Raw genomic sequence first — 25,221 nt, forward strand, 5'->3', positions numbered from 1 at the left:
CTGGCATTAAGGCTTGCCCCCGATGGCGGCGTGGCAGTCAACACACCCACCCGGAGTGCCGCCGCAGTCGATCACGGCGCCACAATGGCAGTTGTGAACTGACACCCGCTCAAAAATTATCCCCCCAATTGCACAACTTGCTCTCACTCAACGGCATGGGCGTACCCTGGATCTCGCCGGGCACCATGCGTTTGAGCGACACCCCGCACTTGTAACGATTCGCCGCTTCCAGCTCGTAGTCCATGCCCGCCTCGGGCACAAAACTGAACATGTTCCAACAACGATCCCCAATGTAATGAAACGCAATGGGCTGCCCGGCGGGCACCAACAGTTCACTCATCACCGTCGCCGACGAATAGCGCTCCACCGGCGCCATGCCCAGGGTTTCGCCGTTGCGGTCTGCATAGCCGTCGCGTTGCGCCACCATCACCCCCGCGCCTGGCAGGCGGAAGTTCACACAGTCGGACTTGGGTACACCGCGCACCATACCGTCGCTGATCACCCGCAGGCGGGTGGTGTCGCCGCTGGTAGGCGACGCGTATGGCGTGGAGAAAGAACGCACGTCGGTCAGCGCACCGCAACCGGTGAGGGCGGCGAGGAGGGTGACGCTGATCAGGGCTTTAACAGGGGATAAGTGCAAGAGAGTGCTCCATGCGGACTAAAGAAAGTGAATCCCTTCGCGACGGCGGCAGGCTACGCAAAAGCGCCAGTGTAAACGAGCGGGCATCGTGTCGCGATCACCACCGAACGTCTGCCCGTTTCGCGTGGTCATAGCTTTGCTGATACGCTCTTACTAGCCCAATGCCATCCCCTTGGTAGCCCCATGAAAACCCTACGCACCGCCTTCCCGGCAGCCTTTCCGCGCGCCGTCTCCCACGAGTCGGAAACCGCCCTGTCGGACATCGAGTTCCTGCACCGCATCAGCCTTGACCTGATCGGCGAGCAAGACCTGGAAGCCCTCTACGGCAAGATCGTCGACGCCGCCGTGTCCATCACCGGCTCGCAGTTCGGCACCATGCAGTTGCTCTGCCCCCAAGGCCATCCCTCCGGCCACGGCGGCGAACTGCAACTGCTGTGCTCTCGCGGTCTGCCGCCCGAGGCCGTAGGGTTCTGGCAATGGGTAAGCCCCATGGCCTACAGCAGCTGTACCCAGGCGCTCAAGGTTGGCCAGCGCGCCATCATCCCCGACTTCGAAGAATGGCCCGACATCGCCGGCACCGAAGACCTCAACGCCTTCCGCCGCAGCGGCATCCGTTCGGCCCAGACCACCCCGTTGCTGTCCCGCGATGGCCGCCTGCTCGGCATGATTTCCACCCACTGGAGCACGCCGCACCAACCGTCCGACCGCGACCTGCGCCTGCTCGACATCCTCGCCCGCCAAGCCGCCGACCTGCTCGAACGCACCATCGCCGACGAGGCGCTGCGCGACGCGCAAACCCAATTGCGCGCCCTCAACGAAACCCTCGAGCAACGCGTGGCCGAACGCACCGCCATGCTCATGCAGGCCGAAGAAAAACTGCGCCAATCGCAAAAAATGGAAGCCGTCGGCCAACTCACCGGCGGCCTGGCCCACGACTTCAACAACCTGCTCGCCGGCATCTCCGGCGCGCTGGAACTGATGAACCGCCGCATCACCCAAGGCCGCCTCAGCGACGTCGACAAATACATGGTCGCCGCCCAAGGCTCGGCCAAACGCGCCGCCGTGCTCACCCAACGCCTGCTGGCCTTCTCCCGCCGGCAAACCCTGGAACCCCGCGCCACCAACGTCAACACGCTGATGTACGGCATGGCCGAACTCATCCAACGCACCGCCGGCCCCGGCATCCAAATCGAAACCGTCGGCGCCATGGACGCCTGGACCGCCTTCGTCGACGTCAGCCAACTGGAAAACGCATTACTCAACCTGTGCATCAACGCCCGCGACGCCATGCCCGAAGGCGGCCGCATCCAACTGCAAACCAGCAACCACTGGCTCGACCCAACCGCCGCCCGCGCCTACGACCTCACCGAAGGCCCCTACCTGCGCCTGAGCGTCACCGACACCGGCACCGGCATGTCACCCGACGTCATGGCTCACGTCTTCGAACCCTTCTTCACCACCAAACCCATCGGCCAAGGCACCGGTCTGGGCTTGTCGATGATCTACGGCTTCGCCCAACAATCCGGCGGCCAAGTGCACATCCAATCCACCGTCGGCGAAGGCACCTGCGTGTCCCTCTACCTCCCACGCCACCACGGCGCAGCACCGGGTGATGAATTAGTGGCGGGGCAGGTGGCGCTCGAAATCGCCCAACACGGCGAAACCGTGCTGCTGGTGGACGACGAATCCACCGTGCGCATGTTGCTGGCGGATGTGCTGGGGGACCTGGGCTACACCGTGATCGAAGCGGCGGACAGCGCGGCGGGGCTCAAACTGCTGCGGTCGGATGTGCATATTGATCTGCTGGTGACCGATGTGGGGTTGCCAGGTGGGATGAATGGACGGCAGATGGCGGAGGCGGGGATGGAACTGCGGCCGGGGTTGAAGACGTTGTTTATTACGGGGTACGCGGAGAATGCGGTGATGGGGTATGGGCAGCTGGGGGTTGGGATGGGGGTGTTGACGAAGCCGTTTGCGGTGGAGGTGCTTGGGGGGAGGGTTCGGGAGTTGTTGGGGAGGTAGTTGTTTGCTGCGAAGATTTGATCCAGCTCTGGAATTCATCGATTTCATGGGAAGAAAATCACCGAATCGTAACTGCGACATACGACGATTCGGCGAACGGTCGGCTAGTAACTGGGATTGGTGATATTCAACGTGGACAGGGCGCTTCACGGTCGAGGAGCTTTGCCGTCATGAGCGTACCCAACTCGCTCAATTGGTGAATAGCCAATGCAATGTCACGGTGTTTACCGTTGAGGTCATCCGAGAGGTCGAGCAGAAGCGCACTGACCGAAGTGAAGGTCTCGTAGCTGTTGGTGATGAGGGTTTCGTTGCTGGCGTCGGGAGTGACGATGAAGAGGGTGGATGGATCGTTAACCATTGTTAAGTTCCTTGCTTGGGCCACCACCCCATTGCTACTAAACAAAGAGGCGGCAGCTGTACGCAGGTTAGTAGACCGGTGGAACCTAACAAAACCGGCGCGCCCTAGGGCGCCCTGCGCACAGCCACCATCAAGCACAGACGGAGGCCGTCTGACGGATGATGCTCATGCACTTGTTAGGTTAGATCGTGGGCTACTAAACCCGATCACCGAGAAATTCAGCGACCAGGCAACCTTAGATTTCGCCACCCCAGCGCACAAGCCGGCGGATTCTGACGTACGTGTAGGCAAGCGGGCAAGGTGTTGGGCGGGTTTGGGAATTGTCCTAGGACAACGCCTGCACATCTCATCATCAGTTAATCAACCTGCTGATTGGTTTTCCAAAGCTGATGCGCCTTGTAGGCCTTTTTCAGCCTGCCTTTGGGCTGTGCAGTTGTTCTTTTTTGGGGCCGCTTTGCGGCCCAGCGGGAGCAAGCTCCCTCGCCACAGGTGGGCTTGGTTTGGTATTGGAGGGCTTCGAATATTAGGCGGGCGTTGGTCGGTGGTGTGGGGTATCACGCGCTCGGTCATCACCTGCGCGATACCACATTGCCCAAGCTCATTTGGGCTTGATGCACATAGTTTTTAAGACATTGCTGTAGGCCTTAATCAGTCATCCTGCCGCGCCCTTTTGTGCAGGCGGGTGAGTTGGTCATCGTGCCCAGCAACACCATTCAGGAAAGTGCCGCCTATGTTTCACACCGATCTTTCTGAAGAAAATCTTCCAGCGCGGCCTGATACAGGGTTAATGGTTTATTGTCGGTATCGACTATGGCAAATGGAATCGCGGTGAGATGTGAAAACGTTGTCGAGCTTATTGAATATGTTTTTTGCCTGCACAAACCGTGATCATTGCTCAGTCTGAAATGAAACGTGAACAGTTCTGGTCTTGTGCACCAGCTAGGAATCAAGCCAAGGCTCAAGCCCGTTAAGTATTCTTGTGTGCAGGCGCCGCCAGATGAAGACTCTGAGAGTTTTATTTCTAATGTGGATAGGGGCGGGGCTGTCAGTTTTGAGGTGTTGTCTTGTGCGTTTGGAATGATTTTCTGTGTTGCCTTGTATGCGTCACTTCCGAAACGACTGCCTTTCCAAGGTGAATCTATTTCATAGGTGAAACTGGAGATGGTTTCCTTGGTTTTGGTTTCGGCAGGTTCATTGATGGTCGGCGTGGACGTATAGGATGTGCATCCGGTGCAGGTTATCGCAAGGCTGATAGCAATCAAGCTAATAGCGCTTAAGTGGCCCATTTTTAGTTTTCCTTAACTGTTATTCGATATTGATGTCTCGAAATACGCTGATGAGTGTCAAATGGAGCCTCATCTACACGCATAAGATAAAAGCGGAAAGGGCACGTTACCATCATCTGCGCAATACCACATTGCCCAAGCTCATTTGGGCTTGATGCGCATAGTTTTTAAGACATTGCTGTAGGCCTTAATCAGTCACCCTGTAGCCCCATTCTGAAACTGATTTTCAACCCCTTCATTTCCCGCCCATTCGGAAAACTCCGATTTTATATTTCGACCTCTTCTTCTCTGAGGTTGGAATCCACCCATGGCAACCGCCTATATCAATGAGCGACTTATCGGCTATGCCAGCCTCAAGGGCTGGATCCTGAATGGGGCCTCCTATTGATACAAAAAATCGACGCCCTCGGCGCGGCGGCGCAGGCGCTTATTCAGGTGGGGGCCACGTTTGGCGATTACGGCGCCGAGTGGGGCGAGTGGTTGTATGAGGATGTCGACTTATGGACATAGCGGGCTACCGATTCATCACGTTGTTGGTCGGTGTTGAAGCCGTCGTGGGTGTGTTGCTGTTGTTATATGTGCACTATTTCAAGTTGGAAAAGTTGGAACGCTATTTCGAAGACAATGAAATCGTTCAGCTGAACAAGCTCCGGTGGCCTGGCAATTTGCCGATGCAGAAGGCATTGCGGCTAGGGCAGATTGCTTGCTTCCTGGCATTTCCTAAAAGCTATATCCGGCTGGGTGATGTCAGTGAACAAGAGATCGCCTCCGTGCCCGTCTCGCTCAAGCGTTGGGTGTTATGGACTGGGTATTTCTGGTTGCAGATATTTATATGGATGGCCGTTCGATTCTTCTTGTACGAACTGTAATGACAGCGACCGCCGCGCCACTCCTCATGGCACGGCTGGTCGCTCAAATAACGGCCACTCCCTAAACCGTCACCACCACCTTACCCACCTGCTGATTCGCCTCCAAAAACCGCTGCGCCTCTTGCACCTCGTCCAACGCAAACGTCTTCGCAATCACCGGCGCCAACGCCCCCGAGGCCAGCCCCTCCAAAATAAACGCCTTGGCCCGCGCCAGCACCGCTGGGTCGGCGACGATCTCCGCGTACAAATAGCCTTTGAGCGTCAGGCATTTACCCAGCACGGTAAACAACGGAAACGGCGTCGGCTCCGGGCTCAGTGCGCCGTATTCCAGCAGGATCCCGCCTTTGGCCATGCTTTGGGTGAGCGGTTCAAAGCTCGGCCCGCCGATCGGGTCGAACACCACGCGGGCGCCTTGGCCGTTGGTGAGTGCCATTACGCGTTCGACCATGTCTTCTTCATCGCTGACGATAACGTGGGCCGCACCGGCCTCCAGTAGCGCCTGTTTTTTTGCTTGGGTGCGGGTCACGGCGATGGCGGTGGCGCCGACGCTGCGGGCGATTTGGAAGGCGGCCAGGCCGACGCTGCTGGAGGCGGCGGTGACCAATACGAAGTCGCCTTGGGTGAGTTTGGCTTGTTCGACCAGTGCGCCCCAGGCGGTGACGTATTGCATCCACGAGGCGGCCGCTTGGACGAAGCTGAGGTTTTGCGGGTGTTTGACGGTGAGGTGGGCGGGTACGTTGGCCACTTCGCCGTAGGTGCCCCAGCGGGCGATGTCGAGGGGCGGGATGAGGCTTACGGCGTCGCCCACCTGGATGTCGGTGACGTCGGCGCCGACTGCGCTGACCACGCCGGCCGCTTCGTAGCCCAGGCGGCTGGGGAATTCGGCTTCTTGCAGGTAGGCGTGGTTGCGGAACATCACTTCGGCGCGGTTGAGGCCGAAGGCTTTGACCTGAATTTGCACTTCGTCGGCGGCGGGAGCGGGAACGTCGATGTCTTCGAGTTTCAAGACGCTGGCGTCGCCGTATTCGTGAATCCTGACAATGCGTGCCATGGGGTAGACCTCGGTGTGGATGAGTAAGGCGTTCAATTTAGGCTTGGGGCGGCGCGTGATAAAGGCCTAGGATGGCGCAACACTAGAAACAAGGGGTTTCCAATGGACCGCCTGACCTTGATGGCCACCTTCGTCAAAGCCGTGGAGCTGGGCTCGTTCAGTGCCGTGGCGGATGAGCTGAACCTGTCGCCGCAACTGGTCGGCAAGCAGGTGAAAATGCTCGAGCAACACTTGGGCGTTTCCTTGCTCAACCGCACCACGCGCAAGCAGAGCCTTACGGATTTTGGCCGTACGTTTTACCAGCGCGCCAAGTTGATTCTGGCGGATATGGAAGCCGCCGAAGAAATGGCCGCCGTGACCCGTGGCGTACCCAGCGGGCGCTTGCGCATCAATGCGCCGGTCACGTTTGGCGTAAGCAGCCTGGCGCCGCGTTTGCTGGAGTACATGGTCAAGTACCCGCAGGTGGCGGTGGACCTGACCTTGTCCAACGAGTTGATCGACCTGGTGGAAGACGGCTACGACGTGGTGTTTCGCATCGGCGAACTGGCCGACAGCGGCCTGAAGGCCTTGCCCCTCAAGCCCTACCACATGGTGTTGTGCGCAGCACCGGCCTACCTGGCACGGCGCCCGCCTATCACCACGCCTTGGGATTTGCAGGAGCATGAATGCCTGGCGTTTGCCTATTCGGACGGGCGCTCACACATGGAGTTCGACGGACCGGACGGGCGAGTGGAGGTGCCGATTACAAGCCGATTGACGATTAATCAGGGCGACCCACTGCTGTCAGCCGCGGTGGCGGGGTTGGGCGTGGTGTTGTTGCCGCAGGAACTGGTGAACGAGGCGCTGCGCAAAGGCACGTTGGTGGCGTTACTGCCGGAGTACAGCGTGCCGGCAGGGCCGATGAACTTGCTGTACGCGGCGGATCGGCGGGTGACGCCGAAGGTGCGCAGTTTTGTGGCGTTTGTGAAGGGGGTGTTTGGGCGCAAGGCGTGAGGGTGTTCGACGCCTTGAGCTGGTCCCGGTTGCTAGTCGAACGTTAAAGCTTGCCCCACCCCCGTCGATAATAACCTGAATGAACCAGCCAATCATGGACCGATGAAATGGTACTTTCCGTCAGCTCCACCTATACCCCGCCCGCCAGTACTACGCTTGCGCCCGCCGCGCAGCCGCTCTCGGTCCAGCCGCAGCCAGAGACCGCCAAACCCATCACGGCCAGCGCGGGCCCTGCGGCGATCTACCATCCCAGTGAGCCAGCTGAACCCGCGTTGCCCGCGTCGCAGGCAATCGACACGTGGGTGGGGCGCGACCAATCGCAAGACTTCCCGCGCCTGGCCAGCATCGCCGCCGGGACGCAGCGCGTACTGCAGGCCTCGTTTCAGGCATTTGCGGCGGGTTTGTCGGCCACCCAGCCGGATTTGGCCGGGGCGAAGTATGGGTTTACCGTGCAGGCCGATGGTCGGCTGAAGGTCCTGGATACCGCAGGCGAACTGAGCCGCTCGGCAATTGAGCGCCTGACCACTTTGCTTAACCAATCCAGCGACCTTAAAGCGGCGGCCACTGCGTTTCGCAATGCTTCCATCGACATGGTGGACGCCGATTCGCCGTGGACGGGCAGCTACCTGGGCTACTACAGCCTGACCCAGGAAAACTTCGCGAACACGATTGACCTGGCGTCGCTGCTCAAACCGCTGGATTCGGAGTCGCCACAGGCGTTTTCGGATGGGTTGTTTATCAATCAACTGGCGAACAAGGGCGAGCGGGCGACCCAGGCAACGGAGTTGGCGATGTATGCGCGGCGGGGGCTGGCGTAGTTGAGTCGCCCGGTCTGACGCTGGCGAACGCTGACCAATCCTTATCCCCCAGTCCTTGGGCCATTGCCGCCATCATCCGCGACTGCACCACGTTGGCGGCTGGCAGTGGGAGGCCTTGTGGCGCTGCGGCATTGAGGGCGAGGTTGATGTCCTTGAGGCCCAGGTGCAACTTGAAACCCGGTTCATAGCGGCGGTTGACGATGTTTTGCCCGTAGCGTTGGTAGCTGGGGCAGGCGAACAGGGTCTGGGTCACCACTTCGGTAAAGGCCGCAGGCGCCAGCCCGTAGTGTTCAGCGAGGGCGTTGGCTTCGGCGAGGGATTCGATGGCCTGGGTGATCATCATGTTGGCGGCGATTTTGGCGATACACGCCTGCTGGGGCCGTTCGCCCAGTCGCCAGGTCTTTTTCCCTAAAACGTCAAACAGCGGTTGTACCTGAGTGATGGCGTCATTGGGCCCGGCGGCCAGAATGTTCAGTTCACCCCTGGCCGCTACCGCCGGTACACCCAGTACCGGGGCGGCAACCAATGCGATGCCCAGTGCATGGTGCTGCGTTTGCAGCTCACTCATCAGTTGGGGCGATAGCGTCGACATCACGATATGAATGCAGGACTTGCCTGCCATCTCCAATGCCCCGCAGGTGAGCAGCACCTCACGTACGGCGTGATCATCCGCCAGCAGGCTGATGACGATCGCTTGCTCAAACGCCGCCGCCGGGGTTGCGAGCGTCTGCACGCCCGGTAAATCTGCCAGCGTTTCAGGGCTGCGATTCCACGCAGCAACCCGGTGGCCTGCCGCAAGTAATACCGGAATGATCGCCCGGCCCATGCTGCCAACCCCAATAAATCCAATGTTCATCCACGAACCCCGTGTTTGCTGTTGTGCACAAATGCGTAGGGCCTAGTGTGCGAGGCAGGTGGTTGCGATGGGACTGCCATTGCTGCAACCTCGTTGTTCATTTTTGTACGAGGGTGGCCCATGGACTGGAATGACGTGCGTGTCTTTCTCGCGATTGCGCGGAGCGGTTCACTGGGGGCCGCTGCCAAGCAATTGGGGGTGAGCCATCCCACGGTAGGGCGACGTTTGCACGTGCTGGAACAAGCCAGTGGGCAGGTGTTTTTCCGGCGTACCGGGCAAGGGCTGGTGTTGACGGACTGCGGTGAAAAGATCTTGTGCCTGGCGCAAGACATGGAGCGCAGCGCGCTGGGCATCGAGCGTTGTCTGGCGGGCGACGATCAACCGCAAGGGCTGTTGCGCATCGCGTGCGCGGACTGGTTCGCCGGTTATGTGCTGGCGCCGGTGCTGCATGAGTTGTCGCGGCAATTCCCGCTGATCGTCCCAGAAATCATGGCGGGGCACCGGTTGTTTGACCTCTCGCGCAGGGAGGCCGATATCGCGTTTCGTATCGTGCCGTTCACCGAACCCGACATCGTTCAGCGCCGGCTGGCGACGATCAGCTACGGTTTGTACGGCGCCGCCGGGATGGCTTCGCCAGCGACGCAGGGCGAGGGCCTAGGGTTGATCACCATGAACACGGCCCAGGCGCATTACCCGGATGTGCGTTGGCTGACGCAGCGGTTTCCACAGGGCCAAGCGGTCTTCACCAGCAGCAGTCGCACGGTGCAGGCGCAAATGTGTGCCAAGGGGCTGGGTGTGGCTGTACTGCCCCGTGCACTGGGTGATCAACTGCCGGCGCTCAGTTTGCTTGAGGTCGAGGAGCCGCCGCCGAGTCGGGATATCTGGATGGGCTATCACCAGGATATGCGGCAAATGGACAGGTTGCGGGCGCTGGCCGATCTGGTCGTGGAGATGATGGGCGCCGATTGAGGGGCATATGGGTTTACCATGCAGCCCCGGCAGTGGTTACACGCGCTACCGATGTCTCTCTTATTAGGTATCGCTCATGTCCATCGACCAAATCAGCCTCCCAAAAGGCGTAGGCCCACACGCTAGCAAGCTGCTTGACGCCATCACCGGCGCCGCCACCCACGAAGACCTCAACCGCGCTGGCGGTAAGGCTGAAGGTTTTGTGTTGGGGTTGGAGGCGTCCAAGGCGATTAAAAGCCAGATCGCCGAGTCGTTGTATGTGGCGTATGACGACGCGGCGACCCACCGGGCCGCCGAGTTGAAAGGCTAGTTGCTCGTAACGGCAGAACGCGGAGCTTCTGTGGCGAGGGAGCTTGCTCCCGCTGGGGCGCGAAGCGGCCCTCTGCTTTTACCCGGTAAACCGCGTTGGCCGGTTTTGGGGCTGCTGCGCAGCCCAGCGGGAGCAAGCTCCCTCGCCACAGTTCTGGCTTAGAAGCCTTGGCTCACGCTGAAACCGTGGGAGATCGAAAAGCGTGGATCGATCAGTTGCACACCTTCCTTGCCCTTAATACGACCCACGGTCACGTGGTAGGTCTCCGGCGTGTCGGTGAGGCTTTCCGGGTGGAGCGTGAGTTTCTCCAGCGCCGGATTTTTCGCCCAGGCCGCAACGGACTTCTGGCGAATGTCCACGGTCACCAGCCAGGATTTTTCCACGGCGGGGCCCATCTGGTCGGTGTTGACGTCGGTGCTGTGGATCTTGGCGATCTCATAGCCCTGGGCGTAGCAGAACCCCGAAGCGTCTGCCGAGTGGGCGGTGGTGCCGGCTTCGGTGAGGGTGTAGGTCAGGCCGTCCTTGGTGAGCAGGCCTGCGGCGACCAGCGCATCGAAGGCCGGTGCGTTGCCCTTGGAGACGTCACGGGTAAAGCTCTCACCCAGGGTGACCGGGAAGGTTTTGAACATTGGCGCCTTGATGCAGGAAGCCCCTTCCAGTCGGGGTTGCAGGGCGGCTTGGATGTCCGTGTCGGAAGGGCTTTCGCTGCACGCGGTGAGGAACAGGGTGCTGGTGGCGACGAAGGCCATGGCTTTGATTCGCATCGTTTTATCCTTGACGATTGGGGCCGTTAATTTTGCCCGGGGCGAAGTGTATCGAAATTTTTGCGTCACAAAACCCTTCAAAGAGTCGTGTAATGTCGGCGGTTCGAGTTCGCGACCTATCCCAGGACTGCCCATGACATTGACCGTCGACACCTTGCTTGAACTGGCCATGGCCAACCCCGTCAACGCCGAGATCACCGCACGTTTGCCGACGTTGGGGTTGGAGCAGTGCTTTCTCACGGCGGGCTGTCTGTTCCAGGCGGTGTGGAATCATCAGTCGGGTTGGCCTGCTGATCAGGGGGTGAAGGACTACGACGTGTTCTATTTCGACACCGACCTGTCCTACGAGGCTGAGGACGTGGTGATTCGTGCGGCTGAGGATTTATTCCGCGACCTGGGTGTGAATGTCGAAGTGAAGAACCAGGCGCGGGTGCATCTTTGGTATCAACAGCGGTTTGGTCGGCCTTATCCGCAGTTGCGCACGGCCAGGCAAGGGATTGATCGCTACTTGGTGGCGGGCACCTGTATCGGGTTGGAAGTGGCGACGGGGGAGGTGTATGCGCCGTATGGATTGGAGGATGTGGAGCGGGGTGTTTTGCGTATCAACCCGCTGCATCCAGAGCCGGTGTTGTTTGAGCAAAAGGCCAGGAGTTATCAGGCGCGGTGGCCTTGGCTCAAGATAGTTGGGTGATTTCTTGGCCGCCATCGGGGGCAAGCCCCCTCCCACCTTGGATTGGGTTCACACATTTCTATTTGTGAATACATTCAAATGTGGGAGGGGGCTTGCCCCCGATGACGGTCACCCAGGCAACATCGCACCCAAGGCCAGTGAACTTTTACCCGGGCACCCCACCTCCAAGCTAAAACACCCCGCCAAGGACCGACCATGACCTTCTTTATCTTCCTGCTCGCCTGCGCCGCCGCTGCCAGCACCGGCATGCTCTTCAAGCCCGGCGCCTGGTATGAATCCCTCGTCAAACCCAGCTTCACCCCGCCCAATTGGCTGTTCCCAGTGGCCTGGACGATCATCTACCTGCTGCTGGCCTGGGCCGGTTACCGCCTCAGCCTGATCCCCGACAGCCAACCCGTACTGGCGCTGTGGGCCGCGCAGATTGCCTTGAACACGTTGTGGACACCGGTATTCTTCGGCGCCCATCGCATCCTGGCGGGGATGATCATTCTCGCGGTGTTGTGGCTGACCGTCGCGGCGATGGTGGTGTTGGCCGTGCGTTTGGACTTGATCACCGGCTTGATTCTGTTCCCTTATCTGGCGTGGCTGTGTGTGGCGGCGGCGCTGAACTTCTCGATTTTGCGGAATAACCGTTGATGGCTCACACCCTCTGGCCGGCCAGCGAAGCGGAACTGGCCGAGATGCGCCGCTTCAATAAGAAGTTGGCGTGGATGCCGCGTTTCAAAATCCGCAATCGTGTGACGCCGCGTTTGATCCAGGCGCTATTGTGCGTCAGCCAAGCGGTAAAAAAAGCCCCCGTGGCCGAAACCACACTCGCAGGTACAGTGCCGGTGCGTATCCTGCGCCCCAGCGGCAAACCCAAGGGCGTGGTCTTGGATATCCACGGCGGCGGCTGGGTGATCGGCAATGCGCAGATGGACGACGACCTCAACCTGGGCATGGTCAACACCTGCGACGTGGCCGTGGTGTCGGTGGATTATCGGCTGGCGGTCGACACGCCCGTTGAGGGCTTGATGGAGGATTGCCTCACCGCTGCGCATTGGTTGCTCAGCGCCGAGGAGTTTGCAGGCTTGCCGGTGATCATCGTCGGCGAATCGGCGGGCGGGCATCTGGCCGCAGCGACGTTGTTGGCGTTGAAACAATCACCTGAGCTGCTCAAGCGAGTGAGCGGCGCGGTGTTGTATTACGGCGTCTACGACCTCACTGGCACACCCAGCGTACGCACCGCCGGGCCGGATACCTTGTTGCTGGATGGGCCGGGGATGGTCGAGGCGTTGCGCATGCTCACGCCGGGTTTGAGTGATGAAGCGCGTCGGCAGCCACCTTTATCACCGCTGTATGGCGACTTCGATGGTCTGCCCCCGGCGTTGATGTTTGTGGGTGAGTTGGACCCACTCAAGGACGACACGCTGTTGATGGCCGAGCGTTGGCCTGGCGCGCAGGTGCATCGGGTGCCGGAGGCGGCGCATGGGTTTATTCATTTTCCGGTGGGGATGGCGACGAGGGTTTTGGCTTACAGTCGTGGGTGGATAACCCAACAAGTGTGCCGATGATAATTCAACCCGTTAACCCCGCTGACGTACCTGAGGTACTGGCCTTTGTCCTACAGGCCCGCGCGGCGTTGTTCCCCAAGCTCAGTGCCGCTGGCATGCCGGATGACCTCGCGCAATTCGAGGCCACTTACCTTCACGGCGCCGGGCGATTCTTGGTCGCCCGCAATGACGGCCAGATCGTCGCGGCGATCGGTTACCTGCCTTACGACCACCGTTTCCCCCAGCTCGATTACCAAGGCCGCAAGACGGTGGAGGTGGTGCGCCTGTTTGTGCTGCCGGCGTTTCGTCGCTTTGGTTTGGCGGGGCAGTTGTACCGTGCGCTGGAAGCGCTGGCGCAAGCGGACGGGGTAGAGGTGATGTACCTGCATACCCATCCGTTCTTGCCGGGGGCGATTGATTTTTGGATGAGGCAGGGGTTTGAGGTGGTGGATGTAGAGGCGGACCCGGTTTGGCAGACAACTCACATGCAACGGCCGCTGTGAATTCGAAGACACAGGAGGTCAAAATGTGGGAGGGGGCTTGCCCCCGATAGCAGTGTGTCAGCCAGAAAGCATATAGCTGGCACACCGCCATCGGGGGCAAGCCCCCTCCCACATTTGAACTGTTGTAGGCTTTAGATTGGGCGCAGCCGCAGGATTTGGGCGCCGTCGAACGGGTCTGTCAGGTAATGCGCCTGCACCCCGAACGTCTCCTGCAAGCGCTGCGGCGTCAGCACTTCCAGCGGTTTACCCAACGCCACCAACCGCCCGCGATCCAGCACCGCCAGCCGATCACACGTCAGCGCCTGGTTCAGGTCATGCAAAGCGATCAGCGTCGTGACCGGCAACCCCTGCACCCCCTTCAAAATCCCAAGCTGATGCTGGATATCCAGATGATTGGTCGGCTCATCCAACAACAAAATCTGCGGCCTTTGCGCCAGTGCCCGGGCGATGTGCACCCGCTGGCGCTCGCCGCCCGAAAGGCTGCGCCAGGCGCGATGGCTCAGGTGGGTGGCGTCCACGTCGTGCAGGGCCTGGTGCACGATGGCGTCGTCATCGGCGGACCAGGGGCTCAGTGCCGACAGCCACGGTGTACGCCCCAGGGCCACGGCGTCGAACACGCGGATGGCGTCGTCGGTGTCGGCCTGTTGCTCCACCACCGCCAGTTGCTGCGCGATGGCACGGCGTGATAACTGCCCCAGCCGCTGACCGCCCAGCAGTACATGGCCGGACGCGGGCGTGCGCAGCCCGGCGAGCAGCTTGAGCAAGGTGGATTTGCCGGAGCCGTTCGGCCCGACAATGCCGAGGGTTTCGCCCAGGGCTACGTCCAGATGAATATCGCGCAGCAACTCGGCGTCGCGCACCTTGAAGCCCAGGCCGGAGCAACTCAGAACCGTCATCGCGCATTCCTCCGGCCGATCAGGATCAGTGCGAAGACCGGCGCGCCGACCAGCGCGGTCACCACGCCTACCGGAATCACCTGGCCTTTGATCAGCGTGCGCGACAGTACATCGGCGGCAATCAAAAACAACGCGCCGCCCAACGCACTGGCCGGCAGCAAGCGCGAATGCCCGGTGCCCAGCAACAGGCGCGCGGCATGGGGGATCACCAGCCCGACAAAGCCGATGGAGCCGACAATCGACACCATCACCGCTGTCACCAACGCTGCGCACGCCACCAGCACAACCTGCACACGCCGCACCGGGATCCCCAGGGACGCCGCCGAGTCGCTGCCAAAGGTAAACGCATCCAGCGCCCGCCGATGCCACAGGCACACCGCCAGCCCCACGAGCGCCACCGGCACCGCCAGCCACACCGACGGCCAGCGCACGCCGCTGAGGTTGCCCAGCAGCCAGAACAGGATGCCGCGCGCCTGTTCGGAGCTGGCGGATTTAGTGATGAGGTACGCCGTGAGTGCATTGAACAACTGCGAACCGGCAATGCCCGCCAGGATGATCTGCCCGGTGCCGCTGGACGAGCCGCTGGCCCGCGCCAACAAAATCACCAGCGCAAACGCCGCCATCGCCCCCACAAACGCACCGGCCGACAACGAAACCAAGCCGCCGCCCACACCCATCAATGCCACCAACACCGCGCCGGTCGAAGCGCCGGCGCTGATGCCCAACAGGTACGGATCGGCCAACGGGTTGCGCAGCAGCGACTGCAGGATCACCCCGCAGGTCGCCAGCCCGGCACCGCACGCGGCGGCAACCAAGGTGCGGGTGAGGCGGTAATTCCACACCACGCCTTCGTCGATGGGGTCCAGCACGTACCCGGCGGCCCACAGTTTGTTGGCCAACACCTGGAGCACCACCTGGGGCGAGATGGACGTTTCGCCGATGGCCACGCCGGCGAGTACGGCGATCAGCAGCAGGGCGAGGGCGAGCAGGGTACGGGTCATGGGTGCAGGTCGTAGCCGTCGATGGCCGAGGCCAGTTGTTCAAGGCCGTCGATCGTGCGGATGCTGGCCTGCAGCGCCAGGGCGTCGAGGATGATGATGCGGTTGTTTTTCACCGCGTCCATGTTGCGGGTAACCGGGTCGCTGCGCAGGAAGGCGAGTTTCTTTTCATGGTCGTCGGCGGGGTAGCGGCGGCGGTCCATGCGCGCGATCACAATAAAAGTGGGGTTGGCTTTGGCGAGGGTCTCCCAGCCGACGGCGGGCCACTCTTCATCCGATTGCACCACGTTGTGCAGGCCGAGGGTCTCCAGCATAAATTCCGGAATGCCCTTGTGCCCGGCCACGTAAGGGTCGCTGGCCATCTCTGCGCTGGAGAACCACACCAGCGCACTGGCCTGCTTGAGGCCCTTGCTCTGCACGGTGGCGACAGACTTGGCCAGGCGCGCCTTGAGGTCATCGTTCAGTTGTTGGCCGCGAGCCTGCACGTCGAAGATTTCGGCCAGTTGGCGGATGCTTTTATAGAGGGTCTCGATGCGGAACGGCTCCAGGCGCGTGCCGTCGGCGCCCACCAGGTTGTCCTTGCCTTCGCAGTCGGAGGGCAGCAGGTAGGTGGGGATTTTCAACTCATGGAATTGCTCGCGGGTGCCCACCACACCTTGGGGCCCGACTACCCACTCCAGCTCGGCGGCCACCAATTGCGGGCGCTTGGCGATCACGGCTTCGAAGCTGGGCTCGTTGTTGGCCAGGCGTTCGATGCGCGCGTTCTGTGCTGAGTACTGCGGCAGTACGCTGTTGAACCACAACGAGGTGCCGACCACTTTATCGCCCACACCCAAGGCGTAGAGCATCTCGGTGGCGGCCTGGCCGATGGTCACGCTGCGCTCGGGGGCTTGGGGGAAGGTGACGTGGCTGCCGCAGTTTTCCACGGTCAGCGGGTACTGAGTGGGCGCGGCGTGGGCCAGGGCGCAGAAGCCCAGGCCGGTGAGCAGGGCGGTAACGCGTGGCAGCATGGGGCGATCTCCGAGTGAAGCGTACGTGCCATTCGGAAATACACTCTCGAGCGCTGGGATAGAGGCCGGCAAGAATGTCCTTCCCGGACACCCCGCCGGTTAGTGATTGAGCTTGGGCCGGCAGGTCTCCTGACTGATGCGTCGTCGCCAGGCTCCGGCCTTCCCGGAGATGATCCAGTGGCAGTGTGGAGCAGGCTCAGCACCTACAGTTGCGGGGGCAGTTCCGATTTCGGATTCCCTATTAGTCCCGTTTGGGAACCGGCGCGGTATGGTAGTCGATTGGCGCGCTTGAAAACACCGCCAATCAAAATGTGGGAGGGGGCTTGCCCCCGATGGCGGTGTTTCAGCTGCATAGTTGCTGGCTGATCCACCGCTATCGGGGGCAAGCCCCCTCCCACATTGGATGTGTGTTGTTTGGGGATATTATTTGCGATCCAGCCACACCGTCTGCGCGTTGCAGAATTCCCGTACGCCGAAGTGCGACAGCTCGCGGCCAAAGCCACTTTTCTTGATCCCGCCAAACGCTACCCGAGGGTCGGACACGCTGAACGCGTTGACGAAGATCCCGCCGGTTTCCAGCTGATTGGCGATGTCCCGTGCCTTCGCTGCGTCAGTGGTGAAGATGCTGGCGGTGAGGCCGAACTCGCTGTCGTTGGCCAGCGCCACGGCGTGGTCGGCGTCGCGAGCGGTGATGATCGAGGCCACCGGGCCGAACAGTTCCTGTTTGAACGAGGTCATCTGGTCGGTGACGTTGCTCAAGACGGTCGGCTCATAGTAGTTGCCGGCGCCCGCAACCTTATTGCCACCCAGCAGCAGGGTCGCACCTTCTTCCAGGGTGGCCTGGACCTGACCGTGCAGCTCGTCACGCAGGTCGAAGCGGGCCATCGGGCCGATGTAGGTGGCGGTCGATGTCGGGTCACCCATCACCAGGGCGCGGCTGGCTTCGAGGAACTTGGCGGTGAACGCTTCGACCACGCCTTCTTCGATGATCAGGCGCTTGGCGGCGGCGCAGACTTGGCCGCTGTTCTGGAAACGGCCGATCAGTGCGGCTTGCACGGCGGCGTCGAGGTCGGCGTCGTTGAGCACGATAAATGGATCGGAACCGCCCAGTTCCAGCACGCATTTTTTCAGCGCGGCACCGGCCTGGGAGCCGATGGCGATACCGGCGCGTACGCTGCCGGTGAGGGTCACGGCGGCGATGCGCGGGTCGGCGATGGCCTTGGACACGCCGTCGTTGGTGACGTTGACCACTTCAAACACGCCTTCGGCAAAACCGGCTTTGTGGAACGCTTGTTGGATCAGGTAAGCGCTGCCCATCACGTTCGGTGCGTGTTTGAGCACGAAGGTGTTGCCGGCCAGCAGGGTCGGCACGGCACCGCGCAGCACTTGCCACACCGGGAAGTTCCACGGCATTACGGCGAAGATCGGGCCCAGCGGGCGGTATTCGATCTGGGCGCTGCCGTTGTCCACCTGGGTCGGTTCCGGGGCGAGCATGGCCGGGCCTTGGGCCGCGTACCACTCGCTGAGCTGGGCGCATTTCTCGATTTCGGCACGGGCCTGGGCGATGGGTTTGCCCATTTCCAGGGTGATCATCTGTGCCATGGCTTCGGCTTGCTCACGCAGCGCGGCGGCCAGGCCCAGCAGCAGCTCGGCGCGCTGGCTCACCGGTTGGCGGCGCCAGGTGCGGAAGGCCGTGGTGGTGCGGTCGAGGGCGGCGTCGAGTTGCGACGCGGATTCGTACGGGTAGCTGCCGACGGTTTCGCCGTTGGCCGGGTTGATCGAGAGAGCGTGGGTAGTCGCGTTCATGGCACCGTCCTGCTGAATGAGTAAGTGGGGTTCAGCCTACGGGGTTGGTTCTTTTCTGGAAACTGAATAATATTAAGCAATACATTCACGATTGGAGAATGACTTGGATCTGGTGCAACTGGAAATCTTCAAGGCCGTTGCCGAGCAAGGCAGCATCAGCGCCGCCGCGCAGTTGATTCATCGGGTGCCGTCGAACCTGACCACGCGCATCAAGCAACTGGAGCAGGATTTGGGCGTGGAATTGTTCATCCGCGAGAAAAGCCGTTTGCGGTTGTCCCCTGCGGGCTGGAACTTCCTCGGCTATGCGCGGCGCATCCTGGATCTTGTGCAAGAAGCCCGCGCCACCGTGGCGGGGGAGGAGCCCCAGGGCGCATTCGCCCTCGGCTCGCTGGAGAGTACGGCGGCGGTGCGCATCCCGGCGTTGCTCGCCGCGTACAACCAAAAACACACCAAGGTCGAACTGGACCTGAGCACCGGGCCGTCGGGCACCATGATCGAAGGTGTGCTGTCGGGGCGCCTCACCGCCGCTTTTGTCGACGGGCCGGTGTTGCACAGCACCCTGGAAGGGGTGGCGGTGTTTGAAGAAGAAATGGTGGTGATCGCGCCCCTGCACCATGCGCCGATCACCCGAGGCCAGGATGTGAATGGCGAGAACATCTATACCTTTCGCTCGAACTGTTCGTACCGGCATCACTTCGAGCGCTGGTTTTCACAGGATGGCGCGGTGCCGGGCAAGATCTTCGAGATCGAGTCGTATCACGGGATGTTGGCGTGCGTCAGCGCTGGCGCGGGGTTGGCACTGATGCCGCGCAGCATGTTGGAAAACATGCCGGGGTTTGCAGCGGTGAGTGTGTGGCCGCTGACGGATAAATTCCGGATTTTGCACACCTGGCTGATTTGGCGGCGGGGGACCGTTTCGCAAAGCTTGAATAGCTTTGTGAAGCTGCTGGAGGAACGCGATCTGATCGCACAGTAGATCCAATGTGGGAGGGGGCTTGCCCCCGATGAGGCAGTGTCAGTTGATATATCTGTATCTGACACACCGCCATCGGGGGCAAGCCCCCTCCCACATTTAGATCTTCATCTTCATTTTGATTTTGATCAGCCGCCGAATTGCAGGGTGCCCATGGCCAGTTTGGTCATGAGGGCAGTCGCCCCCATCTGTACCAACCACAGCGCCAACCCACCCAGAAATACCCCCAGCGCCACTTGCAACACCAGGCTTTTCTGGCGCTTGGGTTGCGGCGCACGCGGGACAAAATCGTCCAGTTCGTCACGGTCGGCACGCAGGTCCAGGTCGTCGTTTCTCATAAGGCTCTCACAGCAAAAGGGCGGACAAGGTTCAGTCTAGGAGCTGGATACAAAAAAGGGGAAGCCATCGGCTTCCCCTCCTGTGCAATGCCGGCAGGTTTACAGCACCTGAACGATTGCCTGTGTGACCGCGCCGATGTTGGACTGGTTCAACGCCGCCACACAGATGCGGCCCGTGTCGAGGGCGTAGATGCCAAATTCGCTGCGCAAACGGGTGACCTGTTCAACGGTCAGGCCGGAGTAGGAGAACATCCCGCGCTGGCGGCCGACGAAGCTGAAATCGTGGCCCGGTGCAGCCTTGGCCAGTTCAGCCACCATCTGCTCACGCATGCCACGGATGCGCAGGCGCATTTCAGCCAGTTCTGCTTCCCACTGGGCGCGCAGTTCTGGGCTGTTGAGTACCGCCGCAACAATGGCCGCACCGTGGGTCGGCGGGTTGGAGTAGTTGGTGCGGATCACACGCTTGACCTGGGACAGGATGCGCGCGCTTTCTTCCTTGGATTCGCCAACAATGGACAGCGCGCCCACGCGTTCGCCGTACAGGGAGAACGACTTGGAGAACGAGCTGGACACAAAGAAGGTCAGGCCGGACTCAGCGAACAGGCGCACGGCAGCGGCGTCTTCGTGGATGCCGTCGCCAAAGCCCTGGTAGGCCATGTCGAGGAACGGGATCAGGTTCTTGGCCTTGACCACGTCCAATACCTTCTGCCAGTCGGCCGGGGTCAGGTCGACACCGGTCGGGTTATGGCAGCAAGCATGCAGCACCACGATGGACTGCGGTGGCAGGGCGTTGAGGTCTTCGAGCAGGCCGGCACGGTTCACGTCGTGGGTGGCGGCGTCGTAGTAGCGGTAGTTCTGCACCGGGAAACCGGCGGTTTCGAACAGGGCGCGGTGGTTTTCCCAGCTTGGGTCGCTGATGGCGACGACGGCGTTGGGCACCAGTTGCTTGAGGAAGTCGGCGCCGATTTTCAGCGCGCCGGTGCCGCCAACGGCCTGCACGGTGGTGACGCGGCCAGCGCTCAGCAGTGGCGATTCAGCGCCGAACAGCAGGGTTTGCACGGCCTTGTCGTACGCAGCGATACCGTCGATCGGCAAGTAGCCACGGGCGGCGTGTTGCGCCACGCGAATGGCTTCCGCTTCGGCAACGGCACGCAAGAGTGGAATCTTCCCCTCCTCGTTGCAGTAAACGCCCACGCCAAGGTTGACCTTGGTGGTTCGTGTATCGGCGTTGAATGCTTCGTTGAGGCCCAGGATAGGATCGCGTGGTGCCATTTCGACAGCGGAGAACAGGCTCATTTTTGCGGCAGCTCTATGGGGGGTAGGAGGGACGTGTCGCGCTCCAGCCGAATGCACTAGAGCGGTGCACAAACGGGGAGCTAGTATAGAGGCCATCAGTGCCGAGGGCGACAACCGAAACGGCTTTTCGGCCAAGTTTTTCGGTTTATTTGCTGACCGTTAGTCTTATTGCAACATTGATCGTAAATGGCGAGTAGGACGATTGCCTTGAAACCCGTCACATTCGCCACCACTTCTAGGGCTATCATGCTTTTTTCCTACGATCCGCTGTGAGTCTTCGCGGGTGGTGGCTACACGAGGTACGTTATGTCGGATTTCCAGCTCGTCACCCGTTTTGAACCCGCCGGCGATCAGCCCGAAGCGATTCGCCAGATGGTCGAAGGCATCGAGGCCGGCCTGGCCCACCAGACGTTGCTCGGGGTGACCGGTTCGGGCAAGACGTTCAGCATCGCCAACGTGATCGCCCAGATCAATCGGCCCACCCTGGTGCTGGCGCCGAACAAGACCCTGGCCGCGCAACTGTACGGTGAGTTCAAGTCGTTCTTCCCGAATAACGCGGTGGAGTACTTCGTTTCCTACTACGACTACTACCAGCCCGAAGCCTACGTGCCGTCGTCCGATACCTTTATCGAGAAAGACGCCTCGATCAACGACCACATCGAGCAGATGCGGCTGTCGGCGACCAAGGCGCTGCTGGAGCGCAAGGACGCGATCATCGTCACCACGGTGTCGTGCATCTACGGCCTGGGCAGCCCGGAAACCTATTTGAAGATGGTGCTGCACGTCGACCGCGGCGACAAACTCGACCAGCGCGAACTGCTGCGCCGCCTGACCAGCCTGCAATACACCCGCAACGACATGGACTTTGCCCGCGCCACCTTCCGCGTGCGTGGCGATGTGATCGACATCTACCCGGCCGAATCCGACCTGGAAGCGATTCGCATCGAGTTGTTCGACGACGAAGTGGAAAGCCTGTCGGCCTTCGACCCGTTGACCGGTGAGGTGATCCGCAAGTTGCCGCGCTTTACCTTTTATCCGAAAAGCCACTACGTCACGCCCCGCGAAACCCTGATGGGTGCCATCGAAGGTATCAAGGTCGAGTTGGCCGAGCGCCTGGATTACCTGCGCGCCAACAACAAGCTGGTGGAGGCTCAGCGCCTGGAGCAGCGCACGCGCTTCGACCTGGAGATGATCCTGGAGCTGGGTTACTGCAACGGCATCGAAAACTACTCGCGCTACCTCTCGGGCCGTGAGTCCGGGGCACCGCCACCCACGCTCTACGACTACTTGCCGGACGACGCGTTGCTGGTGATCGACGAGTCCCACGTCAGCGTGCCGCAAGTGGGCGCCATGTATAAGGGCGACCGTTCGCGTAAGGAAACCCTGGTGGAATACGGTTTCCGCCTGCCTTCGGCGCTGGACAACCGGCCGATGCGTTTCGACGAATGGGAAAGCATCAGCCCGCAGACCATCTTCGTGTCCGCGACCCCCGGCAACTACGAGGCTGAACACGCAGGACGGGTGATTGAGCAAGTGGTACGGCCCACCGGCCTGGTGGACCCGCAGGTGGAAATCCGCCCGGCATTGACCCAGGTGGATGACCTGCTGTCGGAAATCAATAAGCGTGTCGCGGTGGAAGAGCGGGTGCTGGTGACCACGCTGACCAAGCGCATGGCCGAAGACTTGACCGACTACCTGGCCGACCACGGCGTACGCGTACGCTACCTGCACTCGGACATCGACACCGTGGAGCGCGTGGAGATCATCCGCGACCTGCGCCTGGGCACCTTTGATGTGCTGGTGGGCATCAACCTGCTGCGTGAAGGCTTGGACATGCCGGAAGTGTCGCTGGTGGCGATCCTCGATGCGGACAAGGAAGGCTTCCTGCGTTCCGAGCGCTCGCTGATCCAGACCATCGGCCGTGCCGCGCGTAACCTCAATGGCCGGGCGATTTTGTATGCGGACCGCATCACCGGCTCCATGGAACGGGCGATTGGCGAGACCGAGCGCCGCCGTGACAAGCAGATTGCGTTCAACCTGGAAAATGGTATCACGCCCAAAGGCGTGTTCAAGGACGTCGCCGACATCATGGAAGGCGCCACTGTGCCGGGCTCGCGCAGCAAGAAGCGCAAGGGCATGGCCAAGGCCGCCGAGGAAAGCGCCAAGTACGAGAACGAATTGCGCTCGCCGAGTGAGATCACCAAGCGGATCCGTCAGTTGGAAGAGAAGATGTACCAGTTGGCGCGAGATCTGGAGTTTGAAGCGGCAGCGCAGACGCGGGATGAGATTGGCAAGTTGCGGGAGCGGTTGCTGGCTGTTTGATTTGCGGTGACTTCACCGGCCTCATCGGGGGCAAGTCGAATCGTCGCACCGCCCCTCCCACATTTGACCCGGTTCACAAATCACAGTGTGGGAGGGGGCTTGCCCCCGATGGCCGCGCCTCGGTTTTCCAGAAATCACCCAGGCTGTTACCATTCGCCCCTTGTTTCAATTTTCTGTTTTATCGCCTATTCGAGACCCGCCATGACCACCGTCCGCACGCGCATCGCGCCATCGCCTACTGGGGATCCCCACGTCGGCACTGCCTACATCGCCTTGTTCAACTACTGCTTTGCCAAGCAGCACGGCGGTGAATTCATCCTGCGGATCGAAGACACCGACCAACTGCGTTCTACCCGCGAGTCGGAACAACAGATTTTCGATGCCCTGCGCTGGTTGGGCATTACCTGGGCCGAAGGCCCGGACGTCGGCGGCCCGCACGGCCCTTATCGCCAGAGCGAGCGCAGCGACATCTACAAACAATACACCCAGCAATTGGTGGACATGGGCCATGCGTTCCCGTGCTTCTGCACCGCCGAAGAACTGGACCAGATGCGCGCCGAGCAAATGGCCCGTGGCGAAACCCCGCGCTATGACGGCCGTGCGTTGTTGCTTTCGAAAGAAGAAGTGGCTCGCCGCCTGGCTGCCGGCGAACCTCACGTGATCCGCATGAAAGTGCCGAGCGAAGGCGTGTGCGTGGTGCCGGACATGCTGCGCGGCGACGTCGAGATCCCGTGGGACCGCATGGACATGCAAGTGCTGATGAAGACCGACGGCCTGCCGACGTACTTCCTGGCGAACGTGGTCGACGACCACCTGATGGGCATCACCCACGTGCTGCGTGGCGAAGAGTGGCTGCCATCGGCACCCAAGTTGATCCTGCTCTACGAATATTTCGGCTGGGAACAACCGCAGTTGTGCTACATGCCGCTGTTGCGTAACCCGGACAAGAGCAAGCTGTCCAAGCGCAAGAACCCGACCTCGGTGACCTTCTACGAGCGCATGGGTTTCATGCCGGAAGCGATGCTTAACTACCTGGGCCGTATGGGCTGGTCGATGCCGGACGAGCGTGAGAAGTTCTCGTTGCAGGAAATGGTCGACAACTTCGACCTGTCCCGTGTGTCCCTGGGTGGGCCGATCTTCGATATCGAGAAACTGTCGTGGCTCAACGGCCAATGGCTGCGTGACCTGCCGGTGGAAGAGTTCGCCAGCCGTGTGCAGCAGTGGGCGTTGAACCCCGAGTACATGATGAAGATCGCGCCGCTGGTGCAGGGCAGGGTGGAGACGTTCAGCCAGGTCGCACCGTTGGCCAGCTTCTTCTTTGCCGGTGGCGTGAACCCGGACGCCAAGCTGTTCGAGTCCAAGAAGCTCTCCGGTGACCAGGTGCGCCAGCTGATGCAGTTGATCCTGTGGAAGCTGGAAAGCCTGCGCCAGTGGGAGAAGGATGCGATCACCGCGACGATCCAGGCGGTGGTGGAATCCCTGGAGCTGAAATTGCGCGATGCCATGCCGCTGATGTTTGCCGCGATCACCGGGCAGGCCAGTTCGGTGTCGGTGTTGGATGCGATGGAAATTCTCGGCCCGGACCTTACTCGTTTCCGTCTGCGCCAAGCCCTTGATTTGCTTGGTGGTGTGTCGAAGAAAGAAAACAAAGAGTGGGAAAAGCTGTTGGGCGCTATCGCTTAATCAGCCTGCTGCAACGACGAAACCCCGGTTTTCCGGGGTTTCGCCGGTAAGTGATTGTTATCCCGGCAAAAAATTTTGGAAATTGTTGAAAATAAATTTGACACACTTCCAAACCGCCATTAAGATTCGCCCCGTCCTCACCGATGAGGGGCTATAGCTCAGCTGGGAGAGCGCTTGCATGGCATGCAAGAGGTCAACGGTTCGATCCCGTTTAGCTCCACCAATTTACAGGTTCAA

The 25,221-nt window shown here is 60.9% G+C and carries 25 protein-coding genes, 1 tRNA gene and 1 riboswitch; of the genes, 14 read left to right on the plus strand and 12 right to left on the minus strand.

Annotation, left to right across the window (positions count from 1 at the left end; genetic code table 11):
* Positions 1 to 109: 109 nt before the first annotated feature.
* Entirely contained in the window at positions 110 to 640 is a 531-nt protein-coding gene (locus tag DYL61_RS28060; RefSeq protein ID WP_238704617.1) for a cupredoxin domain-containing protein, read from the minus strand.
* Positions 641 to 823: 183 nt separating this feature from the next.
* On the opposite strand from DYL61_RS28060, the gene DYL61_RS28065 reads away from it, so the two are divergent.
* Positions 824 to 2,662 (plus strand): ATP-binding protein, encoded by a 1,839-nt coding sequence (locus tag DYL61_RS28065; protein ID WP_135311059.1) that lies wholly within the window; start codon positions 824 to 826, stop codon positions 2,660 to 2,662.
* Positions 2,663 to 2,789: 127 nt separating this feature from the next.
* Here the strand turns inward: DYL61_RS28065 and DYL61_RS28070 are convergent, their stop codons facing one another.
* Both DYL61_RS28070 and DYL61_RS28075 read right to left on the minus strand, forming a co-directional pair.
* A complete protein-coding gene (locus tag DYL61_RS28070) occupies positions 2,790 to 3,020 on the minus strand; it encodes a DUF6124 family protein (protein ID WP_135311060.1) in 231 nt (76 codons plus the stop codon).
* Positions 3,021 to 3,748: 728 nt separating this feature from the next.
* Positions 3,749 to 4,306, minus strand: a complete 558-nt coding sequence (locus tag DYL61_RS28075) for a hypothetical protein (RefSeq protein ID WP_135311061.1) — start codon at positions 4,304 to 4,306, stop codon at positions 3,749 to 3,751.
* A gap of 500 nt (positions 4,307 to 4,806) precedes the next feature.
* On the opposite strand from DYL61_RS28075, the gene DYL61_RS28080 reads away from it, so the two are divergent.
* On the plus strand, positions 4,807 to 5,175 hold the full coding sequence (locus DYL61_RS28080; RefSeq protein WP_135311062.1) for a hypothetical protein: 369 nt from the start codon (positions 4,807 to 4,809) through the stop codon (positions 5,173 to 5,175).
* 61 nt (positions 5,176 to 5,236) lie between these two features.
* Here the strand turns inward: DYL61_RS28080 and DYL61_RS28085 are convergent, their stop codons facing one another.
* A complete protein-coding gene (locus DYL61_RS28085; protein ID WP_135311063.1) occupies positions 5,237 to 6,226 on the minus strand; it encodes a zinc-dependent alcohol dehydrogenase family protein in 990 nt (329 codons plus the stop codon).
* Positions 6,227 to 6,328: 102 nt separating this feature from the next.
* Between DYL61_RS28085 and DYL61_RS28090 the strand changes: the two genes are divergently transcribed.
* Together DYL61_RS28090 and DYL61_RS28095 are read left to right on the plus strand one after the other, a co-directional pair.
* A complete protein-coding gene (locus tag DYL61_RS28090) occupies positions 6,329 to 7,219 on the plus strand; it encodes a LysR family transcriptional regulator (protein WP_135311064.1) in 891 nt (296 codons plus the stop codon).
* A gap of 107 nt (positions 7,220 to 7,326) precedes the next feature.
* Positions 7,327 to 8,037 (plus strand): hypothetical protein, encoded by a 711-nt coding sequence (locus DYL61_RS28095; protein WP_135311065.1) that lies wholly within the window; start codon positions 7,327 to 7,329, stop codon positions 8,035 to 8,037.
* On the opposite strand, the gene DYL61_RS28100 is transcribed toward DYL61_RS28095, so the two are convergent.
* Complete coding sequence (locus tag DYL61_RS28100; protein WP_135311066.1) at positions 7,958 to 8,893, minus strand: NAD(P)-dependent oxidoreductase; 936 nt, start codon at positions 8,891 to 8,893, stop codon at positions 7,958 to 7,960. The two genes, DYL61_RS28095 and DYL61_RS28100, sit on opposite strands and share 80 nt — an antisense overlap.
* Positions 8,894 to 9,013: 120 nt before the next feature.
* Between DYL61_RS28100 and DYL61_RS28105 the strand changes: the two genes are divergently transcribed.
* A complete protein-coding gene (locus DYL61_RS28105) occupies positions 9,014 to 9,862 on the plus strand; it encodes a LysR family transcriptional regulator (RefSeq protein WP_135311067.1) in 849 nt (282 codons plus the stop codon).
* A gap of 76 nt (positions 9,863 to 9,938) precedes the next feature.
* Positions 9,939 to 10,172 (plus strand): hypothetical protein, encoded by a 234-nt coding sequence (locus DYL61_RS28110; RefSeq protein ID WP_135311068.1) that lies wholly within the window; start codon positions 9,939 to 9,941, stop codon positions 10,170 to 10,172.
* 158 nt (positions 10,173 to 10,330) lie between these two features.
* Here the strand turns inward: DYL61_RS28110 and DYL61_RS28115 are convergent, their stop codons facing one another.
* A complete protein-coding gene (locus DYL61_RS28115; protein ID WP_135311069.1) occupies positions 10,331 to 10,936 on the minus strand; it encodes a hypothetical protein in 606 nt (201 codons plus the stop codon).
* Between the two features lie 133 nt (positions 10,937 to 11,069).
* Between DYL61_RS28115 and DYL61_RS28120 the strand changes: the two genes are divergently transcribed.
* The 4 genes from DYL61_RS28120 to DYL61_RS28135 all read left to right on the plus strand — a co-directional run bounded on the left by DYL61_RS28120 (position 11,070) and on the right by DYL61_RS28135 (position 13,662).
* Positions 11,070 to 11,627, plus strand: coding sequence for a nucleotidyltransferase family protein (locus tag DYL61_RS28120; RefSeq protein ID WP_135311070.1), 558 nt, complete (start codon positions 11,070 to 11,072; stop codon positions 11,625 to 11,627).
* Positions 11,628 to 11,822: 195 nt separating this feature from the next.
* Positions 11,823 to 12,263 carry a tryptophan-rich sensory protein TspO gene (gene tspO, locus DYL61_RS28125; protein ID WP_135311071.1) on the plus strand — a complete coding sequence of 147 codons (441 nt, stop codon included), beginning with the start codon at positions 11,823 to 11,825 and terminating at the stop codon, positions 12,261 to 12,263.
* Positions 12,263 to 13,180 (plus strand): alpha/beta hydrolase, encoded by a 918-nt coding sequence (locus DYL61_RS28130; protein WP_135311072.1) that lies wholly within the window; start codon positions 12,263 to 12,265, stop codon positions 13,178 to 13,180. Before tspO ends, DYL61_RS28130 begins: the two co-directional genes overlap by 1 nt.
* Entirely contained in the window at positions 13,177 to 13,662 is a 486-nt protein-coding gene (locus tag DYL61_RS28135; RefSeq protein WP_135311073.1) for a GNAT family N-acetyltransferase, read from the plus strand. The genes DYL61_RS28130 and DYL61_RS28135 overlap by 4 nt, the downstream gene beginning before the upstream one ends.
* A 131-nt stretch (positions 13,663 to 13,793) precedes the next feature.
* Here the strand turns inward: DYL61_RS28135 and DYL61_RS28140 are convergent, their stop codons facing one another.
* The 4 genes from DYL61_RS28140 to DYL61_RS28155 form a co-directional block, all read right to left on the minus strand.
* On the minus strand, positions 13,794 to 14,558 hold the full coding sequence (locus DYL61_RS28140; protein ID WP_135311074.1) for an ABC transporter ATP-binding protein: 765 nt from the start codon (positions 14,556 to 14,558) through the stop codon (positions 13,794 to 13,796).
* Positions 14,555 to 15,559 (minus strand): FecCD family ABC transporter permease, encoded by a 1,005-nt coding sequence (locus tag DYL61_RS28145; protein ID WP_105699534.1) that lies wholly within the window; start codon positions 15,557 to 15,559, stop codon positions 14,555 to 14,557. The genes DYL61_RS28140 and DYL61_RS28145 overlap by 4 nt, the downstream gene beginning before the upstream one ends.
* Positions 15,556 to 16,566 (minus strand): ABC transporter substrate-binding protein, encoded by a 1,011-nt coding sequence (locus DYL61_RS28150; protein WP_135311075.1) that lies wholly within the window; start codon positions 16,564 to 16,566, stop codon positions 15,556 to 15,558. The genes DYL61_RS28145 and DYL61_RS28150 overlap by 4 nt, the downstream gene beginning before the upstream one ends.
* A gap of 102 nt (positions 16,567 to 16,668) precedes the next feature.
* Positions 16,669 to 16,844: riboswitch (cobalamin riboswitch) on the minus strand.
* Between the two features lie 145 nt (positions 16,845 to 16,989).
* Positions 16,990 to 18,372 (minus strand): aldehyde dehydrogenase family protein, encoded by a 1,383-nt coding sequence (locus DYL61_RS28155; protein WP_135311076.1) that lies wholly within the window; start codon positions 18,370 to 18,372, stop codon positions 16,990 to 16,992.
* Between the two features lie 103 nt (positions 18,373 to 18,475).
* Between DYL61_RS28155 and ptrR the strand changes: the two genes are divergently transcribed.
* Complete coding sequence (gene ptrR, locus DYL61_RS28160) at positions 18,476 to 19,348, plus strand: putrescine utilization regulator PtrR (protein ID WP_135311077.1); 873 nt, start codon at positions 18,476 to 18,478, stop codon at positions 19,346 to 19,348.
* Positions 19,349 to 19,473: 125 nt separating this feature from the next.
* Here ptrR and DYL61_RS28165 read toward each other — a convergent pair whose 3' ends face one another.
* Together DYL61_RS28165 and DYL61_RS28170 are read right to left on the minus strand one after the other, a co-directional pair.
* Positions 19,474 to 19,683 carry a hypothetical protein gene (locus tag DYL61_RS28165; protein ID WP_135311078.1) on the minus strand — a complete coding sequence of 70 codons (210 nt, stop codon included), beginning with the start codon at positions 19,681 to 19,683 and terminating at the stop codon, positions 19,474 to 19,476.
* 99 nt (positions 19,684 to 19,782) lie between these two features.
* The gene (locus tag DYL61_RS28170; protein WP_135311079.1) at positions 19,783 to 20,979 is read right to left on the minus strand and encodes an amino acid aminotransferase; all 1,197 of its coding nucleotides are present in this window, start codon (positions 20,977 to 20,979) and stop codon (positions 19,783 to 19,785) included.
* A gap of 306 nt (positions 20,980 to 21,285) precedes the next feature.
* Here DYL61_RS28170 and uvrB point away from each other — a divergent pair, with 306 nt between their 5' ends.
* The 3 genes from uvrB to DYL61_RS28185 all read left to right on the plus strand — a co-directional run bounded on the left by uvrB (position 21,286) and on the right by DYL61_RS28185 (position 25,207).
* Complete coding sequence (uvrB, locus tag DYL61_RS28175) at positions 21,286 to 23,301, plus strand: excinuclease ABC subunit UvrB (protein ID WP_135311080.1); 2,016 nt, start codon at positions 21,286 to 21,288, stop codon at positions 23,299 to 23,301.
* Positions 23,302 to 23,502: 201 nt separating this feature from the next.
* On the plus strand, positions 23,503 to 24,984 hold the full coding sequence (gene gltX / locus DYL61_RS28180; RefSeq protein WP_135311081.1) for a glutamate--tRNA ligase: 1,482 nt from the start codon (positions 23,503 to 23,505) through the stop codon (positions 24,982 to 24,984).
* 147 nt (positions 24,985 to 25,131) lie between these two features.
* A tRNA-Ala gene (locus DYL61_RS28185) sits at positions 25,132 to 25,207 on the plus strand.
* Positions 25,208 to 25,221 lie beyond the last annotated feature (14 nt).

The sequence above is a fragment of the Pseudomonas nabeulensis genome (assembly GCF_004682045.1).
GTDB classification, from domain to species: Bacteria; Pseudomonadota; Gammaproteobacteria; order Pseudomonadales; family Pseudomonadaceae; genus Aquipseudomonas; species Aquipseudomonas nabeulensis.

Coding starts and splice junctions, on each gene's coding strand:
- DYL61_RS28065 (WP_135311059.1), top strand. CDS start 824: ATGAAAACCCTACGCACCGCCTTCCCGGCAGCCTTTCCGCGCGCCGTC.
- DYL61_RS28070 (WP_135311060.1), bottom strand. CDS start 3,020: ATGGTTAACGATCCATCCACCCTCTTCATCGTCACTCCCGACGCCAGC.
- DYL61_RS28075 (WP_135311061.1), bottom strand. CDS start 4,306: ATGGGCCACTTAAGCGCTATTAGCTTGATTGCTATCAGCCTTGCGATA.
- DYL61_RS28080 (WP_135311062.1), top strand. CDS start 4,807: ATGGACATAGCGGGCTACCGATTCATCACGTTGTTGGTCGGTGTTGAA.
- DYL61_RS28085 (WP_135311063.1), bottom strand. CDS start 6,226: ATGGCACGCATTGTCAGGATTCACGAATACGGCGACGCCAGCGTCTTG.
- DYL61_RS28090 (WP_135311064.1), top strand. CDS start 6,329: ATGGACCGCCTGACCTTGATGGCCACCTTCGTCAAAGCCGTGGAGCTG.
- DYL61_RS28095 (WP_135311065.1), top strand. CDS start 7,327: ATGGTACTTTCCGTCAGCTCCACCTATACCCCGCCCGCCAGTACTACG.
- DYL61_RS28100 (WP_135311066.1), bottom strand. CDS start 8,893: ATGAACATTGGATTTATTGGGGTTGGCAGCATGGGCCGGGCGATCATT.
- DYL61_RS28105 (WP_135311067.1), top strand. CDS start 9,014: ATGGACTGGAATGACGTGCGTGTCTTTCTCGCGATTGCGCGGAGCGGT.
- DYL61_RS28110 (WP_135311068.1), top strand. CDS start 9,939: ATGTCCATCGACCAAATCAGCCTCCCAAAAGGCGTAGGCCCACACGCT.
- DYL61_RS28115 (WP_135311069.1), bottom strand. CDS start 10,936: ATGCGAATCAAAGCCATGGCCTTCGTCGCCACCAGCACCCTGTTCCTC.
- DYL61_RS28120 (WP_135311070.1), top strand. CDS start 11,070: ATGACATTGACCGTCGACACCTTGCTTGAACTGGCCATGGCCAACCCC.
- tspO (WP_135311071.1), top strand. CDS start 11,823: ATGACCTTCTTTATCTTCCTGCTCGCCTGCGCCGCCGCTGCCAGCACC.
- DYL61_RS28130 (WP_135311072.1), top strand. CDS start 12,263: ATGGCTCACACCCTCTGGCCGGCCAGCGAAGCGGAACTGGCCGAGATG.
- DYL61_RS28135 (WP_135311073.1), top strand. CDS start 13,177: ATGATAATTCAACCCGTTAACCCCGCTGACGTACCTGAGGTACTGGCC.
- DYL61_RS28140 (WP_135311074.1), bottom strand. CDS start 14,558: ATGACGGTTCTGAGTTGCTCCGGCCTGGGCTTCAAGGTGCGCGACGCC.
- DYL61_RS28145 (WP_105699534.1), bottom strand. CDS start 15,559: ATGACCCGTACCCTGCTCGCCCTCGCCCTGCTGCTGATCGCCGTACTC.
- DYL61_RS28150 (WP_135311075.1), bottom strand. CDS start 16,566: ATGCTGCCACGCGTTACCGCCCTGCTCACCGGCCTGGGCTTCTGCGCC.
- DYL61_RS28155 (WP_135311076.1), bottom strand. CDS start 18,372: ATGAACGCGACTACCCACGCTCTCTCGATCAACCCGGCCAACGGCGAA.
- DYL61_RS28165 (WP_135311078.1), bottom strand. CDS start 19,683: ATGAGAAACGACGACCTGGACCTGCGTGCCGACCGTGACGAACTGGAC.
- DYL61_RS28170 (WP_135311079.1), bottom strand. CDS start 20,979: ATGAGCCTGTTCTCCGCTGTCGAAATGGCACCACGCGATCCTATCCTG.
- uvrB (WP_135311080.1), top strand. CDS start 21,286: ATGTCGGATTTCCAGCTCGTCACCCGTTTTGAACCCGCCGGCGATCAG.
- gltX (WP_135311081.1), top strand. CDS start 23,503: ATGACCACCGTCCGCACGCGCATCGCGCCATCGCCTACTGGGGATCCC.